This window comes from Phormidium yuhuli AB48 (assembly GCF_023983615.1).
GTDB classification, from domain to species: Bacteria; Cyanobacteriota; Cyanobacteriia; order Cyanobacteriales; family Geitlerinemataceae; genus Sodalinema; species Sodalinema yuhuli.
This window is the reverse complement of sequence record NZ_CP098611.1, coordinates 396,112-420,172: the sequence shown is the minus strand read 5'-3', so window position 1 is coordinate 420,172 and position 24,061 is coordinate 396,112. Positions and strand designations below refer to the sequence as shown.

The 24,061-nt window shown below is 52.3% G+C and carries 24 protein-coding genes; 15 read left to right on the top strand and 9 right to left on the bottom strand.

Translation table 11 applies throughout. The annotated features are described in order from the left end of the window. Positions 1-25: 25 nt before the first annotated feature. The 6 genes from rpmH (at position 26) to NEA10_RS01675 (ending at position 4,341) form a co-directional block, all read left to right on the top strand. Entirely contained in the window at positions 26-163 is a 138-nt protein-coding gene (gene rpmH / locus NEA10_RS01700; protein WP_068787874.1) for a 50S ribosomal protein L34, read from the top strand. A gap of 8 nt (positions 164-171) precedes the next feature. Further along, complete coding sequence (gene rnpA / locus NEA10_RS01695) at positions 172-570, top strand: ribonuclease P protein component (RefSeq protein ID WP_252663492.1); 399 nt, start codon at positions 172-174, stop codon at positions 568-570. Continuing rightward, positions 542-934 carry a PH domain-containing protein gene (locus tag NEA10_RS01690; protein ID WP_170190035.1) on the top strand — a complete coding sequence of 131 codons (393 nt, stop codon included), beginning with the start codon at positions 542-544 and terminating at the stop codon, positions 932-934. Before rnpA ends, NEA10_RS01690 begins: the two co-directional genes overlap by 29 nt. Positions 935-1,003: 69 nt before the next feature. Further along, complete coding sequence (yidC, locus tag NEA10_RS01685; RefSeq protein WP_252663491.1) at positions 1,004-2,155, top strand: membrane protein insertase YidC; 1,152 nt, start codon at positions 1,004-1,006, stop codon at positions 2,153-2,155. A gap of 146 nt (positions 2,156-2,301) precedes the next feature. Then, the gene (locus tag NEA10_RS01680) at positions 2,302-2,814 is read left to right on the top strand and encodes a YceD family protein (protein ID WP_252663490.1); all 513 of its coding nucleotides are present in this window, start codon (positions 2,302-2,304) and stop codon (positions 2,812-2,814) included. Between the two features lie 3 nt (positions 2,815-2,817). Beyond that, entirely contained in the window at positions 2,818-4,341 is a 1,524-nt protein-coding gene (locus NEA10_RS01675; protein ID WP_252663489.1) for a Ycf46 family AAA ATPase, read from the top strand. 19 nt (positions 4,342-4,360) lie between these two features. On the opposite strand, the gene NEA10_RS01670 is transcribed toward NEA10_RS01675, so the two are convergent. Beyond that, entirely contained in the window at positions 4,361-5,623 is a 1,263-nt protein-coding gene (locus tag NEA10_RS01670; protein ID WP_309494538.1) for an RNA-guided endonuclease InsQ/TnpB family protein, read from the bottom strand. Positions 5,624-5,816: 193 nt separating this feature from the next. Between NEA10_RS01670 and NEA10_RS01665 the strand changes: the two genes are divergently transcribed. Then, entirely contained in the window at positions 5,817-6,269 is a 453-nt protein-coding gene (locus tag NEA10_RS01665) for an SH3 domain-containing protein (protein WP_252663487.1), read from the top strand. 221 nt (positions 6,270-6,490) lie between these two features. Further along, positions 6,491-8,404 carry a sulfite reductase, ferredoxin dependent gene (gene sir, locus NEA10_RS01660; RefSeq protein ID WP_252663486.1) on the top strand — a complete coding sequence of 638 codons (1,914 nt, stop codon included), beginning with the start codon at positions 6,491-6,493 and terminating at the stop codon, positions 8,402-8,404. Between the two features lies 1 nt (position 8,405). Here the strand turns inward: sir and tsaD are convergent, their stop codons facing one another. After that, entirely contained in the window at positions 8,406-9,461 is a 1,056-nt protein-coding gene (gene tsaD, locus NEA10_RS01655; RefSeq protein ID WP_252663485.1) for a tRNA (adenosine(37)-N6)-threonylcarbamoyltransferase complex transferase subunit TsaD, read from the bottom strand. 140 nt (positions 9,462-9,601) lie between these two features. Between tsaD and NEA10_RS01650 the strand changes: the two genes are divergently transcribed. Together NEA10_RS01650 and psaJ are read left to right on the top strand one after the other, a co-directional pair. After that, a complete protein-coding gene (locus NEA10_RS01650; protein WP_252663484.1) occupies positions 9,602-10,084 on the top strand; it encodes a Photosystem I reaction center subunit III in 483 nt (160 codons plus the stop codon). A 42-nt stretch (positions 10,085-10,126) separates the two neighbouring features. Then, complete coding sequence (psaJ, locus tag NEA10_RS01645; protein WP_252663483.1) at positions 10,127-10,255, top strand: photosystem I reaction center subunit IX; 129 nt, start codon at positions 10,127-10,129, stop codon at positions 10,253-10,255. Between the two features lie 70 nt (positions 10,256-10,325). On the opposite strand, the gene NEA10_RS01640 is transcribed toward psaJ, so the two are convergent. The 4 genes from NEA10_RS01640 to psbD form a co-directional block, all read right to left on the bottom strand. Further along, positions 10,326-10,778, bottom strand: coding sequence for a divergent PAP2 family protein (locus tag NEA10_RS01640; RefSeq protein WP_252663482.1), 453 nt, complete (start codon positions 10,776-10,778; stop codon positions 10,326-10,328). Positions 10,779-10,786: 8 nt separating this feature from the next. Then, positions 10,787-11,710, bottom strand: coding sequence for a geranylgeranyl diphosphate synthase CrtE (gene crtE / locus NEA10_RS01635; protein WP_252665255.1), 924 nt, complete (start codon positions 11,708-11,710; stop codon positions 10,787-10,789). A gap of 269 nt (positions 11,711-11,979) precedes the next feature. After that, positions 11,980-13,344: a photosystem II reaction center protein CP43 gene (gene psbC, locus NEA10_RS01630; RefSeq protein ID WP_252665254.1), complete on the bottom strand. Its 1,365-nt coding sequence runs from the start codon at positions 13,342-13,344 to the stop codon at positions 11,980-11,982. A 212-nt stretch (positions 13,345-13,556) separates the two neighbouring features. After that, a complete protein-coding gene (psbD, locus tag NEA10_RS01625) occupies positions 13,557-14,612 on the bottom strand; it encodes a photosystem II D2 protein (photosystem q(a) protein) (RefSeq protein WP_159784867.1) in 1,056 nt (351 codons plus the stop codon). Between the two features lie 263 nt (positions 14,613-14,875). Between psbD and NEA10_RS01620 the strand changes: the two genes are divergently transcribed. From NEA10_RS01620 to NEA10_RS01610, 3 genes are read left to right on the top strand one after another with little or no spacing between them, the layout of a single operon-like run. Further along, positions 14,876-15,442, top strand: a complete 567-nt coding sequence (locus NEA10_RS01620) for a photosystem I assembly protein Ycf4 (RefSeq protein WP_252663481.1) — start codon at positions 14,876-14,878, stop codon at positions 15,440-15,442. Between the two features lie 41 nt (positions 15,443-15,483). After that, positions 15,484-16,230, top strand: a complete 747-nt coding sequence (locus NEA10_RS01615; RefSeq protein ID WP_252663480.1) for a peptidylprolyl isomerase — start codon at positions 15,484-15,486, stop codon at positions 16,228-16,230. A 29-nt stretch (positions 16,231-16,259) separates the two neighbouring features. Next, positions 16,260-17,405 (top strand): beta-ketoacyl-ACP synthase, encoded by a 1,146-nt coding sequence (locus NEA10_RS01610; protein ID WP_252663479.1) that lies wholly within the window; start codon positions 16,260-16,262, stop codon positions 17,403-17,405. 9 nt (positions 17,406-17,414) lie between these two features. Here NEA10_RS01610 and NEA10_RS01605 read toward each other — a convergent pair whose 3' ends face one another. Both NEA10_RS01605 and NEA10_RS01600 read right to left on the bottom strand, forming a co-directional pair. Continuing rightward, the gene (locus NEA10_RS01605; protein WP_252663478.1) at positions 17,415-18,053 is read right to left on the bottom strand and encodes a cob(I)yrinic acid a,c-diamide adenosyltransferase; all 639 of its coding nucleotides are present in this window, start codon (positions 18,051-18,053) and stop codon (positions 17,415-17,417) included. 16 nt (positions 18,054-18,069) lie between these two features. Beyond that, positions 18,070-19,536, bottom strand: a complete 1,467-nt coding sequence (locus NEA10_RS01600) for a cobyric acid synthase (RefSeq protein ID WP_252663477.1) — start codon at positions 19,534-19,536, stop codon at positions 18,070-18,072. Positions 19,537-19,827: 291 nt separating this feature from the next. Here NEA10_RS01600 and NEA10_RS01595 point away from each other — a divergent pair, with 291 nt between their 5' ends. Next, positions 19,828-22,848, top strand: a complete 3,021-nt coding sequence (locus tag NEA10_RS01595) for an ATP-binding protein (RefSeq protein ID WP_252663476.1) — start codon at positions 19,828-19,830, stop codon at positions 22,846-22,848. A gap of 121 nt (positions 22,849-22,969) precedes the next feature. On the opposite strand, the gene NEA10_RS01590 is transcribed toward NEA10_RS01595, so the two are convergent. Next, positions 22,970-23,518 (bottom strand): pentapeptide repeat-containing protein, encoded by a 549-nt coding sequence (locus tag NEA10_RS01590; protein ID WP_252663475.1) that lies wholly within the window; start codon positions 23,516-23,518, stop codon positions 22,970-22,972. A gap of 15 nt (positions 23,519-23,533) precedes the next feature. On the opposite strand from NEA10_RS01590, the gene NEA10_RS01585 reads away from it, so the two are divergent. Further along, on the top strand, positions 23,534-24,037 hold the full coding sequence (locus NEA10_RS01585; protein ID WP_252663474.1) for a YraN family protein: 504 nt from the start codon (positions 23,534-23,536) through the stop codon (positions 24,035-24,037). The last annotated feature ends 24 nt before the right edge of the window (positions 24,038-24,061 follow it).

Sequence of the window (24,061 nt, the reverse complement as noted above, 5' to 3'; positions counted from 1 at the left end):
TATTTGTCAACCATAGGCGTAACCCATGACTAAACGAACTTTCGGCGGAACTGTCCGCAAACGTAAACGGACCTCTGGCTTCCGCGCCCGGATGCGAATCAAAACCGGGCGGCGAGTAATCAACTCTCGTCGTCGCAAAGGGCGGGCCCGCCTTTCCGTTTAGGACTCCTGGTGCTACCTAAGGCTCATCGACTTCGCCATTGGAAAGACTTTCAAACGGTTTATCGGCGTGGCCATCGTGCGCGCGCTCGCGTGCTGGGATTACGAGCCTACCGCCAATCCCAACCCGAGACTGAGGGGAACAGCACTCACTCCGTTCCCCCAACTCGCTTCGGTATTAGCGTCGGTCGTAAAATCAGTAAAAAAGCCGTTGTCCGTAACCAAATTAAACGACGACTTCGGGCCGCATTGCGCCAGTTACTCCCCCGAGTCCAGCCCGGGTGGGATGTGATTGTTATTGCCTATCCCGAAGCCAAAGAGTGCAATTCACGACACTTTCTGCAAGAATTAGAGCAGTTGTTGGCAAGAGTCGAGGTACTCAATGGGCATTCGCGAGGAAGTCTTTTATGAAGGAGGTCCCCATATCGGCGACCTCATTTTCAATATCCTAATTGGCTTAACGGTCATTGGCCTACCCCTGACGGTTGGGGCGGTCATTCGTGCCCTCTGGTTGCGGTTTCGGATTACCAACCGCCGCCTATCGGTCACTGGAGGCTGGATGGGGCGCGATCGCACCGATGTAGTCTATTCAGAAATTCGCAAAATTGTGACCGTTCCCCGAGGCTTCGGACTCTGGGGAGATATGGTATTAACCCTCGAAGGGGGGAGTCGGCTCGAACTGCGAGCGGTCCCTCAGTTTCGGGAGGTGTACAATTACATTCAAGAGCATTTGTCCCCCGATGCCCAACAGGTTAGTGGCTCTCTAGGACAATAATCCTCAAACCACTTATTAAGATTGGGTCAGATTGACGATATCACAGCGCAGAAATTGGCGTAAAACGTAATGGATTTTGGTGTTGGTTTTCTCTCCAATAACGTAATGCTGCCGATCCTAGATTTATTCTATGGGATCGTGCCGAGCTACGGACTGGCAATTGTTGCCCTAACCCTGGTGATCCGATTCGCGCTTTACCCCCTCAGCGCCAAATCGATCCGCAGTATGCGTCGAATGCGTGTTGCGCAGCCGGCCATGCAGAAACGGGTAAAAGAAGTCCAAGAACGCTATAAAGACGATCCGGCGAAACAGCAAGAAGAAATGAGTGCTGTTTACAAAGAGTTCGGCAACCCCCTAGCGGGATGTTTGCCGATTCTGGTCCAAATGCCGGTGCTATTCGCCCTATTTGCCACCTTACGGGGATCACCGTTTGCCGATATTGGCTACCAGGTGGATGTCGAGATTTTCCCTCGGGAACAGATCGAGCGCATCCAGCCTCAGGTGTACACCAGTGACCCCAAAAATATCTATGTCACCGATGGGGTTCACCGGCAAATTGCAGCGGTGTTACCCGCTGGCAATCGCTTGGTGGTGGGTGAGAAGGTTAACCTAGAGTTTCAATCCCTCGATGGGACGCCCCTGGCACAGTTGCTGCAAGACTATGATAACCCGGAGGTTCAACCCCAATGGCAAGTCAAAGATGGGGAAAATCGGGTGAGTCTGCAAGAGGATGGAACCCTAGAAGCGCTACAACCGGGTAAAGTGACCTTAGAGGGCAAAATCCCCGGACTCGCAGCTAATAAAGGCTTCCTGTTTATTCAGGCCTTGGGCCGCGTTGGTGCAACGGGGGACAATGGACAAATCCACTGGGATATTGTGGGTATGGTTCTCTTCTTTGGCTTAAGTCTCTATCTCAACCAGATTCTCTCAGGACAAGGACAAGATAGTAATGCCAATCCTCAGCAGCAAACCATCAGTAAGCTAACGCCGGTGATTTTTTCGGGGATGTTCCTATTTTTCCCGCTTCCGGCTGGGGTGCTGATGTACATGGTGGTGGCAAACATCTTTCAAACCCTACAAACCTTTATTTTGTCTCGGGAACCGCTCCCGGAAAATCTGCAAAAAATTGTGGATGCTCAAGAAAAAGCGAAAGCGAAAGAGGGTAACCGTCAGGAGTTGCCATTTGAGCCGAAACGCAAGAAAAAAGCCGGTCAGTCTTGAGGAAACTGGGGTAGATGCTAAGACCTGTTCCGAGAACCGGGACAGGTTTTGCTACAGGGACGTCGGCAGTTTGATAGAATCACAGCGGATGCTGTCGACCCGACATTGGCTTGGGCTGCACCTCGACCGTTTGGGAGGACTTGACAATGGAACCGATTTATGTTCCGTCACTACTAAAAGCACCGCAAAAAACTGAAGTCATCGAGTTTAAGCAATTTATTCCCGAATTGGACACCTTGATGCCGGTGCGTGGGACTCTGTCAGTCAGCCATGCGGGGACTTACCTCCAGATTCAGGCCACCCTGGAGGCCATTGTTACCCTGACCTGCGATCGCTGCCTGCAACAATACAATCATCGCCTCAATGTCTCCCCCGAAGAAGTGATTTGGCTCGATGTCAATGCCGATCGCTTCGAGGATCTGCCCCTGGAACAAGAAGTCCTCAGCGAAGAACTGACCGAGAGTTTGCATCCTGAGGGTCACTTTGACCCAGAAAAATGGCTCTATGAACAATTATGTCTAGCCCTGCCGCATCGCAAACTCTGTCGTCAAGACTGTGGCGGGATTGATGTGGAGAGCGCCAACCCCCCCACCCTCGATCACCGCTGGGCCGCCTTGCAAGATCTCAAAGGAAAACTCCCACGTGAGCCAACTCGTTAAAACATGAGTTTTAAAGACGAATTTGAACTGCTGCTGCGGGCCCGTTACCCGATTCTCTACATTTCAACCCTGGAAGAAGAACGGGTGGAAGCGACGATTCACCAGTCCGCCAAAACCCAGGGCAATCGTGCGGTGTATATCTGGGATTTTGTGGACGGCTATCAGGGCAATGCCAATGATGCGGGAACAGCACGGCGCAACCCCTTGCAAGCCTTGGAACAGGTGGAGAAATTGCCCGCCAATTCCCCAGCTATCTTTATTTTGCGGGACTTTCATCGCTTCCTAGAGGATATTTCTATCTCCCGCAAGCTGCGCAATCTGGCTCGCTTGCTCAAATCTCAACCCAAGAACTTGGTCCTGTTGGCGCCGAATGTGGCCATCCCCGAAGATCTCAGTGAAGTCTTGACGGTGATGGAGTTTTCCTTGCCCAGCGCCGAGGAAATTCGCCGAGAAATAGAGGGATTGTTGTCAGCGATGGGCCGGCCCTTGGGCGATCGCCTCCTCGATGAGATGGTGCGCTCCTGTCAGGGCCTCTCCCTAGAGCGGATTCGTCGGGTGTTGGCCCGGGCGATCGCCACCCATGGCCAACTCGAACCCGGCGATGTTGACCTAATCCTCGAAGAAAAACGCCAAACCATTCGCCAAACCCGAATCCTGGAATTTTACGGGGCCACCGAAGAAATTAGCGACATTGGCGGACTCGATAACCTCAAAGATTGGCTGCTGCGCCGAGGTGGGGGCTTCTCAGAAAAAGCCCGTGACTATGGCTTACCCTATCCCCGAGGCCTCCTCCTGGTGGGCATTCAAGGAACGGGAAAATCCCTCAGTGCCAAGGCGATCGCCCATCATTGGCATCTCCCCCTATTACGCCTAGATGTGGGGCGACTCTTCGCCGGCCTCGTGGGCGAATCTGAATCCCGCACCCGCCAAATGATTCAAGTGGCCGAAGCCCTCGCGCCCTGCGTTCTCTGGATTGATGAAATCGATAAGGCCTTCGCCGGCTTAGGTGGGAGTGGCGATGGGGGAACCACCAGCCGCGTTTTTGGCACCTTTATCACCTGGCTGGCGGAAAAAGATTCCCCCGTCTTTGTCGTCGCCACCGCCAACAATATCCAAGTGTTACCGCCAGAAATCTTGCGTAAGGGTCGTTTCGATGAAATTTTCTTCGTCGGATTGCCCACTCAAGCCGAACGACGGGAAATTTTTTCCGTCCATCTATCCCGATTGCGACCCCATAACCTCGCCAACTACGATCTCGATCGCCTCGCCTATGAAACTCCCGATTTTTCCGGGGCGGAGATTGAACAAATGATTGTCGAAGCCATGCACATCGGTTTCAGTCAGGATCGTGACTTTACTACCCAGGATATCCTAGAGGCAGCCAGCCAAATTGTGCCCCTGGCTCGCACGGCTCAAGAGCAAATCCAATTTCTCCAAGACTGGGCCAGCTCCGGTAAAGCCCGTTTAGCATCCCGTCAAGGGAGTTTATCGAGTCGTATCCAAGGACAACTACGCGGTGAGTCGTGACATCCTCCCGACGCTGACCCTACGGGTACAGCGCGGGCTTCCCAAGATCGCTCTTGAGTATTCCTGCCCCACGCCACTTATCTAGGTCATAGACCCCCGATAGACCGACTTGACAGGCTGTTTCCTTTCCCCAGAGTCCCTGGGCTACTACGTTCTCTAGTCCACGATGCAATACCATCTCTGCTGCGGCATGGTCACGATGAGTCCGATACCCACACTCAGGACAATGATGCTCTCTGACTTCCAACCCTTTGCTCACGGTCGCAAAGCAGGATGGGCAGGTTTGACTGGTGCCGTTTGGGTTGACTTTAGCAAAGTACACGCCACGTTTCCAGCACACCCATTCCGTCAGAGACAGAAATTGTCCGAAAGCAGCATCAACACAATCTTTCCGCAGCATCCCCCGCGTCAACCCCGTGACGTTGAGATCTTCGGCAAAAATGGTTTGCGCCTGGTCGCAAAGTTTATGAGCCGTCTTCAGATGGAAATCTTTACGACGGTTGGCAATGCGATGGTGCATTCTGGCCACTTCAATTTGTGCCTTCTCCCAGTTTTGAGAACCCTTCTGTTTTCGTGCCGCTCTGCGTTGCAGCAATTTCAGCTTGCGTTGCCTCGACTTGAAGAACTTAGGGCGCTCCTGGAAACTGCCATCCGAAGCGGTCAAGAATCGCTCCAATCCCAGGTCAATTCCAATCGCACGGCCATGAACCGGAGCATCGGGAACCGACACACTCGATTCTATCGTGACAACAACGTACCATTGCGTACCCCGCACCTTGGACAGAACCCTCACCTGCTTGACCTTGAACCCGTCAGGGATGGGACGATGCAGGTTGATGGGGACTTCTCCTATCTTTGGCAATTTGATAGCGAAGCTATCAATAGGGTTGTCCTTGAACTGGGGAAACACAAAGGACTTGAACTGACCGAACTTTTTGAAGCGCGGAAACCCATGTCCACGCTTCTGAAACGCTCCCCAAGTATCGTGCAGTCTCCGAATCGTAGTTTGCAAAACCTGAGAATGCACCTTACCCAAATGCGGGAATTGCTTCTTAGCTTTAGGCAGGTTGTTTTGCTGACGGTGATAAGACGGAAACGGCTCCGAAGCGGGAATGATGTATTCCTTCTCCAACGAGCATCTGTCTACCGGACCCTTACGCGAAGCCATCCAGTCCTTGAGTTCGCGCAAAGCGTAGTTATACACGCCTCGGCACGTCTCAAGCCACGACCGCAGTTCAGTCTGCTGCATGGCATCTGGATAGATTCGGTAGGTGTAGTTCATTGTCAGCATTGCTACAGTTTACCACAAGCTGTAGCCAATGGTAAATGCTGGTCTCATCCCCATCGTTCGCGTAGCGTGCCGGAAGCATGGGGAATCGACAAGCGCGGGTATAAGTCCCGACGCTGACCTTTCAGGTACAGCGCGGGACTTATAGCTCCCCGAACCCCTCAAAAGTTAACACCCGTTTTTCCCTATGAATCTGTCCAACTTAGCTAAATTTATTCTCGGCTTCACCCTGGCGATCGCCCTCACGATTGGTGGAGCCGTCGCTGCTTCTCTCTACCTGGTGGCCCGCCTGACGGCCCTGCCCCCCAAACCTGAGTTTGAAACCGTCGAAACCCCCACCGCTACCCCAGTCAGTACCACTCCCGAACCGGAAGCGACTCCTGAACCGGAACCCGAGCCGGAACCCGAACCGACCCCAGACCCAGGACTCTATGAAGCTCGCGTCACCTGGCCCGAAGGCTTACTACTGCGAGACGACCCTAGTTATGACGCAGGGAGCTTGGGAGGCATTGCCTTTAATGAACGGGTCACCGTTTTAGAAGAAGCTCAGGACGGTGCTTGGCAGCGGGTTCGCTCCCAATCCAGTAATCAGGAAGGCTGGGTTGTGGGTGGCAACCTGGAAGAAGCCGGCTCCCCCTAGGGCAACCCTCCCCAATTCCAAAAAATAATTTCAGGGCTTTCAATGCGTCCCCCCAGGGATGCTAAAATGAGTTGCAAGATATATTCTCCATAATCTCGACCGGATTACCGGAGTTCAGGTCTCAATGAGTCCCCGTCGGTGGTAATCCTTTATTGTCTCAAGTTCCCCAATACTGACCCGGGGCTTGAGACAGTGATCACGTACTCTCACCTTGTCAAAGCATGGCTACGCTAACCCCTAACTCTAGCGAACGTAAACTCTCTAAATTAGAAGGTATTAAAGAACGCAGTGCCTTTTTACGCGAACCCGTTGCCACGGAGATTCTTGAAGATACCACCCACTTCAGCCAAGATGGGATTCAGATCCTGAAATTTCATGGCTCCTATCAGCAAGATAACCGTGATAATCGGGTCAAAGGGCAAGAAAAGGATTATCAGATGATGATCCGCACCCGTAACCCAGGTGGCTTTATCCCGGCCCAGTTGTATCTAACATTGGATCGCCTCGCCTCGGAGTATGGCAATGAAACCCTGCGAGTCACCACTCGTCAAGGCTTTCAACTTCACGGCATCCTGAAAAAAAATCTTAAAGCCACCATTAGTGCTATTGTTCGGAATCTTGGCTCCACCCTGGGGGCTTGTGGTGACCTGAACCGCAACGTCATGGCTCCCCCGGCTCCCTTCAAAAATCGCCCGGAGTATGGCTTAGCCTGGGACTATGCCGATCGCATTGCTGATCTCCTCACCCCACAAAGTGGCGCCTATTACGAAATTTGGCTCGATGGGGAAAAGGCGATTTCTGGGGAAGAAGATCCTGAGGTGAAAGCCGCGCGCCAACGCAACGGCAATGGCACCCTCTTTAAGGATAAAGAGGAACCTATTTATGGGGAGCATTATATGCCCCGTAAATTTAAGACCTGTGTCACCGTTCCCGGTGATAACTCCGTCGATCTCTATTCCCAAGACCTATCTGTCGTTCTCGTCAGTAATGACCAGGGACAACTTCAGGGGTTTAATATCCTCGCCGGTGGCGGCTTGGCCCGCACCCACAATAAGGAAGAAACCTTCCCCCGCCTCGCCGATGAAATTGGCTATGTGGATAAAGCCGATATTTATGACCTGGTGAAAGCCATTGTCGCCACCCAGCGTGACTACGGCGATCGCCATGACCGCCGTCATGCTCGTCTCAAATATCTGCTCCATGATTGGGGTGTGGAAAAATTCCGCAGCACCGTAGAAGGCTATTTTGGGAAACCCCTACAGCCTTATCAACCCCTACCGGAATGGCGCTATGAAGACTATCTCGGTTGGCAGGAACAGGGGGATGGCCGACTGTTCTTGGGACTTTGGGTGCAAAACGGGCGCATTGCCAATTATGGCGATTGGAAGTTGCGGGATGCTTTACGGACCATCATCGAGACCTATAACCTGCCGATGCGTCTGACGCCCCACCAAAACCTGTTAATTTACGATATTGACCCCAGTCATCGCTCGGCGATCAATCAGATTTTGCGAGAGGCGGGAGTACAGTCCTTAGAAGGATTAGACTCCCTCAAACGGCTCTCGATGGCTTGTCCCGCCCTGCCCACCTGTGGCCTGGCGATTGCGGAGTCCGAGCGCGCTATCCCCGATATTCTCACTCGTATTCGTAAGTTACTGATTCGGGTGGGACTCCAGAAAGAAGAGTTTGTCATCCGTATGACCGGTTGTCCCAATGGCTGCGCTCGTCCCTATATCGCTGAGTTGGGCTTTGTCGGCCGCGCTCCCAATGTCTATCAGATGTGGTTGGGGGCTGATCCGAACCAAACTCGTTTGGCGCAAGTCTATCGCGATCGCGTGGCGGCGGATGAATTGGAAGCAGTGCTGGAGCCGTTGTTTGTCTACTTCAAGCAGGATCGTAAACCCGGTGAACGCTTTGGGGATTTCTGCGATCGCATCGGCATGGAGGGCCTACAACAATTCTCCGATCGTTATGACCCCTCCAGCCTCAAACCCAAGCGTAAGGAACGGCATCGGATTCGCATCTATGATGAGGTGTATGAGCGTCTCAAACAGGAATCCCTGCGGTCTGGCAAACCGATGTTAGACCTGGCCAGTGAGGCCCTCAACAGCTATTTAGATAGCCAGGACGGCTAATTTAGCTAGCCTGAGATTGCCCATAGAGGCTCATCGCCTCAGATACCGGCAGCCGAGAGCGTACCCCCAAGGTCAAAGGGGAGGTATGCCCTCGGCTGAGGTGTTCTGAGGCAGCACAGCCAATCATGGCGGCATTATCGGTACAGTAGCTCATGGGTGGAAAGAGAACCCGTAACCCCTCGGCCTCCGCCGCTGCTGTTAGGGCTGTCCGTAAGCCTCGATTCGCTGCCACTCCGCCCCCTACAGCGATGGTGGATAGGTTATAGTCTAAGGCGCAACGAATCGTCCGTTTGACGAGCGATCGCACCACGGTTTTCTGGAAACTGGCGGCTAAGTCAGCCACCGGTAAGTCTGACTCACTGGCTTCTAGTTTTTGCACCAAGCGCATGACAGCGGTTTTCAAGCCACTGTAGCTGGCATCATAGGGATGAATGCCTCCATTGGGGAGTTTAACCCGACCCTCTGGCAGGGGAAAGGCATCGGGATTGCCCTGTTGGGCCAGGCGATCGATTTCCGGACCCCCTGGATAGCCTAATTTGAGTAAGCGGGCTACCTTATCAAAGGCTTCTCCGGCCGCATCGTCACGGGTTTGCCCCAGGGTTTGATAGTCGCCACAGGTTTTCACGTGAATCAAACTGGTATGACCCCCAGAGACCAACAGACAGAGAAATGGCGGTTCTAAGCTGGGGTCGCTGAGATAGGACGCATAGAGATGTCCCTCCAGATGATGGACCCCCAGAAAAGGCTTCTCATGGACGAGGGCCAGAGTTTTAGCAGCCATCACCCCCACCAGTAAGGACCCCACTAAGCCAGGGGTGCAGGTGGCGGCAATGCCATCAAGTTGACTCGGATGAAGGTTGGCTTGGTTCAAACTTTGGGCGATCGCCTCCCCCAGCAATTCCAAATGTTGCCGGGAGGCCACCTCAGGAACCACCCCCCCATACTGACGATGGGTTTCAATTTGAGATGTAACAATACTACTTAAAACTTGACGTTTTTTAACAATTGCTACGGCAGTTTCGTCACAACTTGTTTCAATAGCAAGGATTGTGGTCATTTAGGCTCAAAAGCTCTCCAGGAAGCGATATCTTTTATGATAGGATGCTAGCCAGATATCTTTGACATTGACCTCGGCTCTGAATATCGCGGTCATCAAAGATATCATTTTAAGTTTTGATATCCAAGGAAAGCATTCTTATGCGACGACTACTAGCGCTGGTACTGACAGCAGTTCTTTGGTTCAGCTTTGCCCCCACTGCTTCCGCTGACGTGGCAGGTCTGACTCCCTGTAACGAGAGTCCTGCCTTCATCGCCCGGGCCAAAGCCGCAACGACTGAGCAAGCCAAACAACGCTTCGAACTCTATGGACGCGAGCTTCTCTGCGGAGAAGAAGGCCTCCCCCACCTGATTGTGGATGGTCGGTGGAGCCATGCCGGAGAATTTCTCATTCCTGGTGTGCTGTTCCTCTACATTGCTGGCTGGATTGGCTGGGCAGGTCGGAGTTATCTCATTTCGATTCGTGGCGAGAAATCCCCCGAAGAAAAAGAAATCATCATCGACGTTCCCCGCGCGATTCGCTTCTCTCTGAGTGGTTTTGCTTGGCCCCTAGCTGCGTTCAAAGAAATCACCACCGGAGAAATGTTTGCTAAGGACAATGAAATCCCCATTTCTCCCCGCTAGACTCGGCTGACATTCGTTTTTGAAAACCACGGAGTGAACTTTATGAAAGACCTACAAAGATATCTGTCAACGGCTCCTGTTTTAGCCGCCACCTGGATGTTCATTACAGCGGGAATCTTGATTGAATTTAATCGTATTTTCCCCGATTTACTCTTCCATCCTCTTCAGTAATCAGGATGATTAGTCCGTTGTTTCCATGACCGTCAAAAGACCCAACCCCCCAAGTTGGGTCTTTTATTGATCAGCCCCCCTGAAGTAAGCAGGCCACCGCCACCCCTAAGGCTGAGCCAATCACAACCTGGAATGGGGTATGTCCCAAAAGTTCCTTAAGACGAGCCTCATCAAACTCAATTTCCTCGTGAAAGAAGGCATCAATCATTTGATTGAGGACTCGTGCTTGTTTACCGGCCGCTTGACGCACACCGGCGGCATCGTACATGACAATGACCGCAAACACGACGGCAATGGCAAAATCAGGACTGTCCCACCCTAAACGCTGCCCAACTCCCGTAGCTAAGGCGGTGACCAGGGCTGAATGAGAGCTAGGCATTCCCCCGGTTTCAATTAACACTCGTCCATTAAAGCGACGGTGTTGAACAGCATAGAGAAGTAACTTCGACAACTGAGCAATTAAACAGGCAGCGAGTGCCACAAGCAAAATGTGATTATTCAAGACTTGCGCCAAATTTTGCATAGCTTCCCTTAGTACTGGCGACGGATAATAAACTCGGCAATTTCTACTAAGGGACGAGCCGCCTCACCAAAGGATTGCAGCGCCGATATCGCATCCGCGATCGCGAGTTGCGCCTGTCGCTTCGACTCCTCCAATCCCCATAAACTTGGGTAGGTCGCCTTTTGCATCTTAGCGTCTTTGCCAGCGGTCTTACCCAAAACCTCCGATGAGGCTGTTACATCGAGGATATCGTCCACAATTTGAAATGCCAAACCGATCTGATAGGCATAGCGAGATAAATCCTCAATCTCAGTGGTTGAGGCGCCAGCCAATAGGGCCCCTGATACAACACTGGCTTCTAGGAGAGCCGCTGTTTTGTGAGTATGAATAAACTGGAGCGTATCTAAGGGAATATCCGGTTTCCCTTCTGACTCCAAATCCACAATTTGCCCGCCGACGAGTCCTGCGGCCCCCACCGCGCGACCTAAACGTGCCACTACCTTGAGGATATTAGCCGGGGGGACATCCTGAGTTTCCACGGCGATATGCTCAAAGGCGTACGCCAGCAGCCCATCCCCCGCGAGAATCGCCACGTCATCGCCAAAAACCTTGTGATTGGTCAGTTTACCGCGCCGATAATCATCATTGTCCATGGAGGGGAGATCATCATGAATCAAGGACATGGTATGTACCATCTCCAACGCACAAGCCGTCGGCAGAGCCATCTCCCGAGTTCCCCCCACCATTTCGCAGGTGGTTAAACATAAAATGGGGCGCAGACGCTTTCCTCCGGCGAGGAGAGAGTAGCGCATCGCGTCATAAATTCGTTCGGGGTAGATGACCGGAAGTGCGCGATCGAGCGCGGCTTCAACTAACGTCTTCCCCTCCGCCAAATAGGTATGCAGATCAAACTGCTCGTCCTGAGGCGAGTTCCGGTCGTCCGTCATTACCATCCCTTTATCCTTTTTCTGCATCATGTCTGATAAAGAGTTCTCGTGCGATCGCATCTCCACAAAAACTCCCATCACTAGGCTACCAGACTGTTTGACATCCTTAGAGACTAAAATCCACAAAACCCGCGACTCCAGCGCTAAAAAAGTAGCACCCAACAAAAAAGTGGCCCCCAGATGATTGGGAGCCACTCGCGGTTGTCATACCCTTGAACTAACTGAAGTTTGAGCCCAACCTAATGGGTGATGACTTCAGTGGGGAACAGCTGCCTCTAGTCCAGAGGATTCATGTTCAAGACAGGTTCAGTTTCACGGTTGAGACCGGATTCAAATCCACCCGCAGCGGCGCGAGCGCGTCCGGCATGCCATAAGTGACCCACCAGGAAGAAGAAAGCGAGAATGAAGTGAGACGCTGCCAACCAAGCACGGGGGTTAACGTAGTTAAACCCAGAGTTCGGCTCGGTAATAATTCCACCCACAGAGTTGATGGAACCGTTAGGAGCGTGAGTCATGTACTCAGCCGCACGGCGAAGCTGCCAAGGCTGAATATCATTTTTGAGTTTGTTGAGGTCGAGACCATTGGGACCACGGAGAGGCTCCAACCAAGGACCACGGAAGTCCCAGAAGCGCATGGTTTCACCACCGAAGATGATTTCACCAGTCGGAGAGCGCATCAGGTATTTACCCAGACCCGTGGGGCCTTGAGCTGAACCAATATTGGCACCGAGTTTTTGGTCACGAGCCAAGAAAACGAAGGACTGAGCCTGAGAGGCTTCAGCGTTGGTGGGACCGTAGAACTCGCTCGGATAGGCGGTGTTGTTGAACCACACGTAAGCCGAAGCGATGAACGCCATCAGAGACAGCGCACCCACACTGTAGGAAAGATAAGCTTCACCCGACCAGATGAAGGCACGACGGGCCCAGCCGAAGGGTTTGGTGAGAATGTGCCAGACACCACCAGCGATGCAGATGAGGCCAACCCAAATGTGGCCGCCGATGATATCTTCCATGTTGTCCACACCGATGATGGACCCAACGCCACCAAAGGGGTTTCTCACGAGATAGCCGAAGATGACCGAGGGGTCGAGGGTGGGGTTAGTAATGACGCGAACGTCACCGCCACCGGGTGCCCAAGTATCATAGACACCACCAAAGAACATAGCTTTGGCAACCAACAGCAGCGCACCACATCCGAGCAGGATTAGGTGGAAGCCGATGATGTTGGTCATCTGGTTTTTGTCCTTCCAGTCATAGCCGAAGAAGGAGGAATATTCTTCCAGACGCTCAGGACCCCGAACGGCGTGGTAGATCCCACCGAGTCCGAGAACGGCAGAGGAAATCAGGTGAAGCACACCTACGACGAAGTAGGGGAAGGTATCAATCACTTCTCCACCAGGGCCAACGCCCCAGCCGAGGGTTCCCAGGTGAGGGAGCAAGATGAGACCTTGCTCGTACATGGGTTTTTCAGGAACAAAGTGAGCGACCTCAAATAAGGTCATTGCACCGGCCCAGAAGACAATCAAGCCAGCATGGGCAACGTGGGCGCCGAGTAGTTTACCCGACAGGTCGATGAGGCGAGCGTTTCCAGACCACCAGGCAAATCCCGATGATTGCTGGTCACGTCCGCCACTGATCATGGCAGTGTTGAACGATGTTGTCACGAGGTGTAACCTCCTCTAATATCTAACGTGCATCCAAGGGAGACATCTTTAGGAGCGACAAGTCTCTGAGTCGATGTCTCTCAAAGCAGGTGGGACAGGTAAGGATAGGACTGGGGGTCACTTCAAGAACTTGAGGGTCAACCCCACAGTCGTCAACCTCACCGCCATAAAACTGAGATAACTCAGAATTACAGGGCGTTACCGCGAGGTAGAACTTCCTCGGGGAACTCAAAGTTTTGGTGCGGTTGGTCGGTCGGTGCCATCCAAGCGCGAATCCCTTCGTTGAGAAGGATGTTCTTGGTGTAGAAGGTTTCAAATTCGGGGTCTTCAGCCGCGCGGATTTCTTGGCTGGTGAAGTCATAGGCCCGCAGGTTCAGACCCAGTCCCACCACACCAATGGCACTCATCCACAGTCCCGTGACGGGAACAAAGAGCATGAAGAAGTGCAACCAGCGTTTGTTGGAGAAGGCAATCCCGAAAATCTGAGACCAGAAGCGGTTAGCGGTCACCATAGAATAGGTTTCTTCCGCTTGGGTGGGTTCAAAGGCGCGGAAGGTGTTAGCTCCTTCACCATCTTGGAAGAGGGTGTTTTCCACGGTGGCACCGTGAATGGCACAGAGCAGCGCCCCGCCGAGAATCCCGGCAACCCCCATCATATGGAAGGGGTTGAGGGTCCAGTTGTGGAACCCTTGGAAAAAGAGGATGAAACGGAAGATTGCCGCGACACCGAAGCTCGGAGCAAAGAACCAGCTCGATTGTCCTAGGGGATAGAGCAGGAACACGCTCACGAACACGGCAATGGGACCGCTGAAGGCGATCGCATTGTAGGGACGCAATCCCACCAAACGGGCAATTTCAAACTGACGCAGCATAAAGCCAATCAGTCCGAAGGCACCGTGCAGGGCGGTAAAGGTCCAGAGTCCACCGAGTTGGCACCAGCGGGCAAAGTTCCACTGGGCTTCGGGTCCCCACAGGAACAGCAGGGAGTGACCCAAGCTGTCAGGGGGGGTGGACACGGCAACGGTCAGGAAGTTACAACCTTCCAGGTAGGACGATGCTAGACCGTGGGTATACCAGGATGTGACAAAGGTGGTTCCGGTGAGCCAACCGCCGACGGCGAGGTAGGCACAGGGGAACAGAAGGATTCCGGACCAGCCGACAAACACGAATCGATCGCGCTTGAGCCAGTCGTCGAGTACGTCGAACCAGCTTCGTTCTGGTGCGCGACTTACAGCAATGGTCATAATATCGTCAAGCCTCCTTGCTTTGAAAAATGGTGCAAGGTTTTAATTAAGTTAACATAAGTATATACTATGCCACCAAGTTCCCCAGAATGCTACCCAAGTTTCTAAGAAAGTTGCCGGAATTGCCTCTCAAAGCTGGGACTGAACAGGTTAAAATACATTAAGAACGTTTCAAACCTCTTGTGCTTGAGGCGCTCCTATCACATTTAATATTTTTTGTCAAGTCTTCAACAAGTTTTTTAGAAATTAGTCTAGGATTCACTATGACCGCACAAACTGTCACGAAGAGCGATCGCACCCTAACCCAAACCGTCCTCGGTTCTCGACGCTTCAGTAATTACTTTTGGGCAACCGTTGTGTTGGTGGGCGGCGTTGGCTTCCTCCTGGCAGGGATTTCTAGCTACACCCAGGTGAATTTCCTCCCCTTTGCCAATCCCACCGAACTTATCTTTCTTCCCCAGGGGCTGGTGATGGGCCTGTATGGCTCTGCCGCGATTCTGCTGTCGACCTATCTTTGGTTGGTTATTCTCTGGGATGTGGGCGGTGGCTACAACAGGTTTAACCTGGAAGATGGCAACGTAACCGTCTTCCGCTGGGGCTTTCCTGGGAAAAACCGTCGTATCGAAATTACCTGTGATGTCGATGCCATCAAATCCATCCGAGTGGACATCCGGGATGGTGTAAATCCTAAACGAGCCTTGTACCTGAGAGTGAAGGGGATGCGGGATATTCCCTTGACCCGAGTGGGACAGCCATTGTCCCTGGCAGAGGTCGAAAATCGTGCGGCTGAATTAGCACGTTTTCTAAGCGTTCCCCTCGAAGGATTGTAAAATTCAGATTTGCTTTAGTCCAATTCATTGGCCACAGACTCATGCAACCTTTGACCCAATCTCAGGACCGTTGGTGGCGACTGCGCTTAACGGTGCTACTTGTCATCAGTTTGACGGTGCTGGCTAGCTGTACTCAAGTGACGGATCTAGCAGAAACGTCCTCAACCACCACGGCAACCGTCCAGGACGTGGCTGCAACAACGCCCCGTCTAGAGGGCATGGCCACCGTTGTCATGGTGGTTAACGGTGGCTCCATCACCATTGAGGTCAATGGTGAAGATGCCCCAGTCACCGCCGGAAATTTTGTAGATCTGGTTCAGAAAGGGGTTTATGACGGAACCAGCTTTCACCGAGTAGTCCGAGAACCTGAACCCTTTGTGGTTCAAGGGGGAGATCCCCTGAGTGCCGATGCCGATGTTCCTGTGTCTCGTCTGGGAACTGGGAATTATGTCAATGCTGAAACCGGTCAACCTCGCTATATTCCCCTGGAAATTAAACCCCAAGGGGCCAGCGAGCCTCTGTATGGCGAAACTCTGATGGCTGCGGGGGTGCGAGAAGCACCTCTGTTGAATCATCGCCGAGGAGCCGTAGCCATGGCGCGATCGCAGTCCCCGAACTCCGCCTCCGCCCAATTTTATTTTGCTCTGGATGATTTAAGTTTCCTCGATGGTAACTATGCTGTCTTCGGCTATGTCAGCGAAGGTATGGAGGTGGTGGATGGGATTCAACAGGGCGATCGCATCCAATCGGCAACGGTGACTGAAGGGGCAGAGTTTCTCGTCCAGTAGTGGCACCACAGCGTTTTAAGCGGCCAGCCGTGACTCCCGTTGTCGTGACGGGAATGGCTGGCTTTTCCAGTTTAGGAGACCTAGCTAGCACCTGGCATAAGCTGCTCAACGGGGAGTCAGGATTGCGTTTGCAACAGCCCTTTCCCCAATTTCCCCTTAAACCTTTGGGAATGCTCCACTCAGCCCCTCGCTCCTTGGAGCAAATCATCCCCGAGGTGGTTCAACAAACCCTAAAGGATGCCCAACTGACGACTCCCCTGCCCGATTGTGGCATTGTCGTCGGCTCCAGTCGGGCCCAACAAGGGAAATTGGAAACATTCGCTAGCCAAGTTTCCCAGGGGGGCCAGCTCGCTCCCGAGGCCAGTTGGTTGAGCGCCCTCCCCTATACCCCCGCCACCCTGGCCGCCATTGAATGTGGGAGTCAGTCTGCTGTTTTATCCCCCATGGCCGCTTGTGCAACGGGCATGGGGGCGATCGCCCGAGGGGTGCAGTTAATTCGCGAGGGAACCTGCGATCGCGTTCTCGCCGGAGCCGTCGAAGCTCCCATTACTCCCCTCACCCTAGCCAGTTTTGAGCGCATGGGGGCCCTGGCCCAACAGGGCTGTTATCCCTTCGATCGCCGACGGGAAGGATTAGCCCTAGCCGAAGGTGCTGCCCTCTTTGTCCTGGAACGAGAGGACATCGCCCTGGAGCGAGAGGCTCGGATTTATGGCGAAATTCTCGATTTTGGCCTAACCGCCGACGGCTATCATGTCAGCGCCCCCCAACCGGAAAGTTTAGGGGCGATCGCCGCTGTCAAACAATGCTTAGAGCGTAGTGGATTAGAGCCAGAGGAGATTGATTACATCCACGCCCATGGAACCAGTACCCGGCTCAACGATAGTCGTGAAGCGGCCCTGATTCAATGGCTCTTCCCTCAAGGGGTTCCCGTCAGTTCCACAAAAGGGGCAACGGGCCATACCATCGGTGCATCCGGGGCCTTGGGGGTCGCGTTTTGTCTGTTGGCCATTCGCGATCGCCAACTTCCCCCCTGCGTCGGCTTGCGAGATCCTGAATTTGACCTAGATCTAATCACCCATTCCCGGGCCGAGGATTGCGATCGCGCCCTCTGTCTGAGTTTTGGCTTCGGCGGACAAAATGCCGCGATCGCCCTCTCCCGCTATCCCCAACCTTAAGACGGCCTCTTAAAACTCAATCCCCAGTTGTGCCGGAATCCCCTGAGAAATCGGATGCTTCACCCGCGTCATTTCCGTCACCAAATCCGCCGCCTCAATCAACTCCTGAGGCGCATAACGGCCCGTCGTGGCCACATGACAGAGAACAGGACGACTTTGAATCCCCGCCAACACGGTTTCCACCTGCAACTGCTTATTTTTCAGAGCAATATGCAGTTCATCCAAGACCACCAAAGAGATTTCAGGGTCTTGAATATACTCTAAGGCCTGCTCCCAAGCCGCAGCGGCCATCTGACGATCCTGTTCTGGGTTCTGAGTTTCCCAGGTAAAACCGCCTCCGAGGGTATGGATGCGCACCGGAAACCCCTGTTGCGAGAGTTTTGTCAGTAACAGGCGATCGCCATCGGGATAGGCCTCAGAGTTTTTCACAAACTGAACCACCGCACAGGGGAGATCATGAGCCAAATGACGATACACCAAATTCATGGCACTACTGGTTTTCCCCTTCCCCAGTCCCGTAAACAGAACATAGAGGCCCTTTTCCTGGCCCTGTCGCGCCTCATGGGACTTATCCTTAGCCGCCTTAATCTTCCGTAGCCGCTCTTGTTCCTTGGCACTGAGTGCATCGGTCTGAGAATGAGTCGTCATCGAGTCCCTTAAAACCTCAAAGTTGCAGATACCGACGAATCGGCATTAGGTCTAAATAGTCTTCCATCAATTGTGCCATGTCATCGTAAAGCCGTCGTTGCACCTCCTGCCAACTCTCCCCAGACGGTTGATAACTCTCCACCCCAGCCAACTCCATCACATAGCCACGCATGGCCCCAGACTCAAACAGGCCATGGAGATAGGTCCCTAAAACGCGATCGCCCCGTAACCCCTCCGCCATCCCATTAGCCAGCAACAGAGGTTCATAAACCGCCTCATCCTGGGCCTGAGGTGAGCGTGAGGTTTGGCCCATATGAATCTCATAGGCCTGCCAGGACTGATTCTGCCATTGAGCCAACACCTGACGCACAGATTTCTGAGGTGCAAACTCCGTCGTCACCGGTAACAGTCCCAAACCCCGAACCCGGCCCGCATCCCCAGCCACCCCCGTTGCATCCAGCAGCCAATCTCCCAACATCTGATAGCCCCCACAAATCCCCACCACCGGAACCCCCCGTTGATGAGCCTCGATAATAGCCGTGGCCAAACCGGTCTCGCGCAACCAGGCCAAATCCCCTAACGTATTCTTGCTACCCGGTAACACAATCAGCCGCGCCTTCTCTAAAGCTTGGGGGGTTTCCACCCATTTCACCTGAACTCCCTCATCCAACCGCCAAGGTTGACTGTCTTGAGAATTAGATAAATGAGGGAAACGAATCCAAGCCAACATCTCCCCAGTCCCGGTGGCCGATTCCTCCGCGTCTCGACAGAGACTATCTTCACTTTCCGGTTGCAGACTTCCCTGATAGGGCAACGTCCCCAAATAGGGAAGTTTTGGTAAATGCTGTTGAAAATACTGGCCCGCCTCAGCAAACAAGCCTAAATCACCGCGAAACTTATTCACCACCAATCCCAGGCCGGCGGGTTGTAAGGTTGGGGGGATCAAGTGATAGGTTCCCAAAGCCTGGGCAAAAATCCCCCCTCGTTCAATATCCCCCACCAGGAGCCACCGTCCCTGAAGATAGCTCACAGGACGCAGGTTAACGATATCCCGGTGCATCAGGTTCAACTCCACCGGACTCCCAGCCCCCTCCAGGAGCAACACATCACAGCGAGATCTCCAACCCTCTAAGATTTCTGCCACCACCTGCCACAGAGCCTCAATATGGCGATAATACTCCCGTGCTGGGATATGCTCTTTCGCGTCTCCGAGTAAAACTAATTGAGACATTCCATGTCCCGAGGGTTTTAAGAGAACCGGGTTCATCTCAACCTGGGGTTGTAAGCCACAGGCGAAGGCTTGAGCGGCTTGGGCCCGTCCAATTTCTCCTCCCTCTAAGGTCACGTAGGAATTATTGGACATATTTTGCGATTTAAAGGGGGCAACCTTAACCCCTTGGCGGTACAGCCAAGCCCCCAGGGCTGTCGTTAACCAGCTTTTACCCGCATTGGAAGAGGTTCCGAGGATAGAAATGGCTTTCATTTGGAGTTATCCCTGAATTTTTAAAGTCATGTTAGACTTTAATCCACCTTTGAGCGAGCCAATCATATTAGATTCCAACCCTTGTCCGTTAAAATACGGAGTCGCTTGAAATAGATTGATTACCCACAAATCAGGATTTTAGGATTACATGGCTTGTAAAAAATAGCTAGAACGTTAAATTTTTGTAATCTTGTAGCCAGGATTACTGTCAAAACTAGAGACTTTTGCTAGAGGTTAAACTGGTCAAGTTCCCAAAAACGCACCATTTTTGTGATACCTTTTATAACATTTATGGCAAAAAATTTGAAAATATTGAAGGAAAGGCGAGAATATAACACCTGGGTCGCCAATGAAACCTTTGAGGACTATTCTCTACGCTATGCGCCTAAATCCTTCCGTAAATGGTCTGAATTTATCGTCACCAACACGGCTTTAGGAGGAATTTCTTTTTTGGCCCTTGAGGCGATCGGTGGCTCTCTCGTTATTAATTATGGCTTCTTTAACACGTTTTGGGCCATTAGTCTAGTTAGCGCTCTAATTTTTTTGGCGGGAATTCCCATTGCCTATTATGCCGCCAAATATAATATCGATATGGACTTGCTAACCCGGGGAGCTGGGTTTGGTTATATCGGTTCGACAATCACGTCAGTTATTTATGCGTCATTTACCTTTATCTTCTTTGCCTTAGAAGCCGCCATCATGGCTCAGGCCCTGAAGCTTTATATGAATTTACCCCTGCAATGGGGCTATCTTCTCTGTTCTCTGATTATCATTCCCATGGTGTTCTATGGGGTAACGTTTATCAACCGTTTGCAACTCTGGACACAGCCTCTATGGCTAATTCTTATGGTGATGCCCTACCTATTCGTCTTGCATCGGGAACCAGAGGTGATACAGCGGTGGATGGAGTTTGGGGGTAACTCTCCGAGTGGAGCCGGGTTTAATCCTTTGCTCTTCGGGGCCGCCGCGACGGTCTCGTTTTCCCTGACAGCTCAACTCGGGGAACAGGTGGATTACTTACGATTTTTACCAGACCTTCAACCGGATAATCGTCGCCGCTGGTGGGTTGCAGCCATGGCTGCTGGCCCAGGCTGGATTGTGTTGGGTTGGGCAAAACAAATTGGAGGAGCCTTCTTGGCCTTCCTAGCCCTGGAACATGGAATTTCTCTGACCAAGGCTAAGGAACCCGTCTATATGTATTTAGCGGGGTTTGAAGATGTCTTTAAAACTCCTGAAATGGTGTTAGGGGTGGTGACTCTATTTGTGGTGGTCTCCCAGATTAAAATTAATGTCACCAATGCCTATGCAGGGTCTCTGGCTTGGTCAAATTTCTTTTCTCGCTTAACCCATAATCACCCAGGACGAGTGGTGTGGCTGATTTTTAATGTGGCCATCTCCCTGTTACTCATGGAATTGGGCGTGTTTCAAACCTTGGAAGCGGTATTAGGCTTATATTCCAATGTGGCGATCGCCTGGATTGGGGCCCTCGTGGCAGACTTAATCATTAACAAGCCTCTAGGCTGGAGTCCCTCCTATATTGAATTTAAGCGGGCCCATCTGTATAACATTAACCCTGTGGGCTTTGGAGCAACGGTGATCGCCTCACTGGTGGCCATCACCGCGTTTGTAGGAACCTGGGGAGAGTATGCCCAGGCCTATTCACCGTTTCTGGCTCTGGGACTGGCATTTATTCTCTCTCCCATCTTGGCCAAACTCACAGGGGGACGCTTCTATATCGCTCGGGCCAATCCCTATCAAAGCCAAATTGAAGCTAGCGAGGTGATTGGGATGATAACGCCGACGCTCAATGGGGGAGTTCGGACTCTTGATAATCGTAATTTAATCGATTGTTGCCTCTGTGAGCAGTCTTATGAAGTTCCAGACATGGCCTACTGCCCAGTTTATGAGGGCTCTATCTGTTCTCTCTGTTGTAGTTTGGACTCCCGTTGTCATGATCGCTGTAAACCCCCACTCCAGTTCGGCGAAATTCGCATCTTACAACCTCTGCAAGCTGCCTTTGAGAGTAAAATTGCCCCTCATCTGGATCGGAAGCTGTTACGTTTTTTGGGAGCTTTTACTCTTATTTCCAGTGTCACGGGACTGTTATTTGTGGTGGTGGCTTACTTGGGGCTGAAAGACCTCCCGGAGCAATGGCCTCAGCTCAATGAAACCTTCTTGACCCTATTTTTCGCCCTATACGCCCCTTTACTGGTCATCCTAGGCATTGCCGCTTGGTGGTATGTATTGAGTGAGGAAAGTCGTGAACTGGCGGAAGAGGAATTAGCCGCACAAAATCAGCAGTTAGCCCAGGAAATTGAAGAACGACAACAGGCTCAACAGAAACTCGAACGGCTCACCCAAACTCTAGAACAACGAGTCGAAGCCCGAACTGAAGAACTTTCACAAGCTTTACATCGCCTCAAGGACACCCAGGCGCAATTGGTGCAAACGGAGAAAATGTCGGGGTTAGGGCAGTTGGTGGCTGGGGTTGCCCATGAGATTAACAATCCCGTGAACTTCATTTATGGCAATTTGGTTCATGCCAATGACTATATCCGAGATTTGTTGGACTTTATAAGGCTCTATGAACAAAATTGTCCAACCGATGACCTTGAAGTTCAGCAACGGCGGGAGGAGATTGAATTAGAGTTTATTGCTGAGGATATTGTTAAGATTCTTGGTTCACTGCGAGTCGGGGCTGAGCGAATCCGGGAAATTGTATCCAGTCTTCGCAATTTTAGCCGATTGGATGAGGCGGAGGTGAAACCGGTCGATCTTCATGAGGGGATTGAGAGTACCCTAACGATTTTAGGAAATCGCCTTAAGGCCCGTTCAGATCGGCCCGAGGTTGAGATTATCCGTGATTACGCCCTCTTGCCTGAGGTGTTATGTCATGCTGGCTCCCTAAACCAAGTATTTATGAACATTTTAGTGAATGCCTTGGATGCCCTGGAGGAGCGCGATCGCCAACGTGAGTCTCAGGAGAGTTATGAGCATCCCAGTCAGATTCGCATTTCCACGGAGTTTGAGACGGACTGGGTTCGGGTGATTATTGAGGATAATGGCCCCGGTATCCCGGAACCGGTGCAATCGCGGATCTTCGATCCCTTTTTCACCACAAAGCCCATTGGTAAAGGAACAGGCTTAGGAATGTCAATCTGTTACCAAATTGTAACTGAGAAACATGGCGGACGCTTATACTATCAGCCTTCTATGATGGGCGGGGCGGGTTTTGTTATTCAGTTACCTCGGGAAGCTGAGGCGATGACGCAACGGTTGTGTGCCAACCCACGAACGCAGCAAGCCTCCTGAGAGGATATTGGGAGGATATTGGTCTGAGGGCGATCGCACAGAATAAGAAGGGTCTATAAGTCTTCTTTAATGATGCGCGATCGCCGTTGTCGCTATAGTCAGGCCTGGCTACTGGCCAACCTCAGAGATAATCGCAGCCTAAGGTATCTCGGGTATCATTCCCCGTTACGGGGTTAGTTCCCGAAGCTACCTCACATAAATCCACGAGGGTATCATCGCTCAGAAAAATGTCTGTAAAGTCGGCGCCCTCAATATCGGTATTGCGGAACTCCGAGTTATAGGCGAAGGCCCCCTCAAGAATCGCGTTTTTGAGATTGCTCTCTAAAAACAAGGCTGAGTCTAGGGTGGCGAAGCTTAAATCAGCCCCTTCCAAGTTAACATTCTTAAACTTGGTGCGGAACAGTTGCACCCCTTGTAGATTGGCCTTGCTGAAATCGCAAGCCCGAATCGTTGCTAGGGTAAAGTTGGAGTCTCGCAAATCCTGACCGGAAAAATCAGATCCGTAGAGGGTTTGCTTCTCATAGGCCACCGCTTGGGCCTGGGGAACCGCTAACCCTAGCTGGGCGATCGCCACCAGGATAAGACAAATGACCGTAATCCCCATAGAGCGGGCGATCGCCCTAGCATGAGACCCAAACCGATACCAACACTGTTCATCCTCGTAATTCACAATCCTTACTCTCCCATGACGAAAGGTTATAGCACGTCTGATAACAGCCGTTCCCAGGGTCATCCTACCAGGAACATTGTGGGAACTCTAGGGGAAGACCTAGTCGCTCAATGGCTACGGGGATCACAGGTGCGCGTGTTACACCAACGCTGGCGCTGTCGTTTGGGAGAGTTGGATATCGTAGCTGGGTTTCCCGCAACCCCTGAAACGGCAAAAACTCTAGCCTTCGTGGAAGTGAAAACCCGCAGTCGGGGAAACTGGGACCAGGATGGACGGTTAGCCTTGTCTGCGGCCAAATGTCGTCGTTTAAATCAGGCCGCCCGTCTTTTCCTGGCTCGTTTTCCCCGCTATGCTCAACTTCCCTGTCGCTTTGACTTAGCCCTTGTCCGTTCTCAGCCCGCTCCCCCAGGTTCTCCTATAACGTCAAAGCTGCCCGATGCGATCGTCATCGGACAGCCTGTACAGGTTAACCAACTTCAACTCACCTTACAGGATTACTTAGTTGGTGTTTTGGATTAACCGCAGTACATTGGTCCCGTGCGG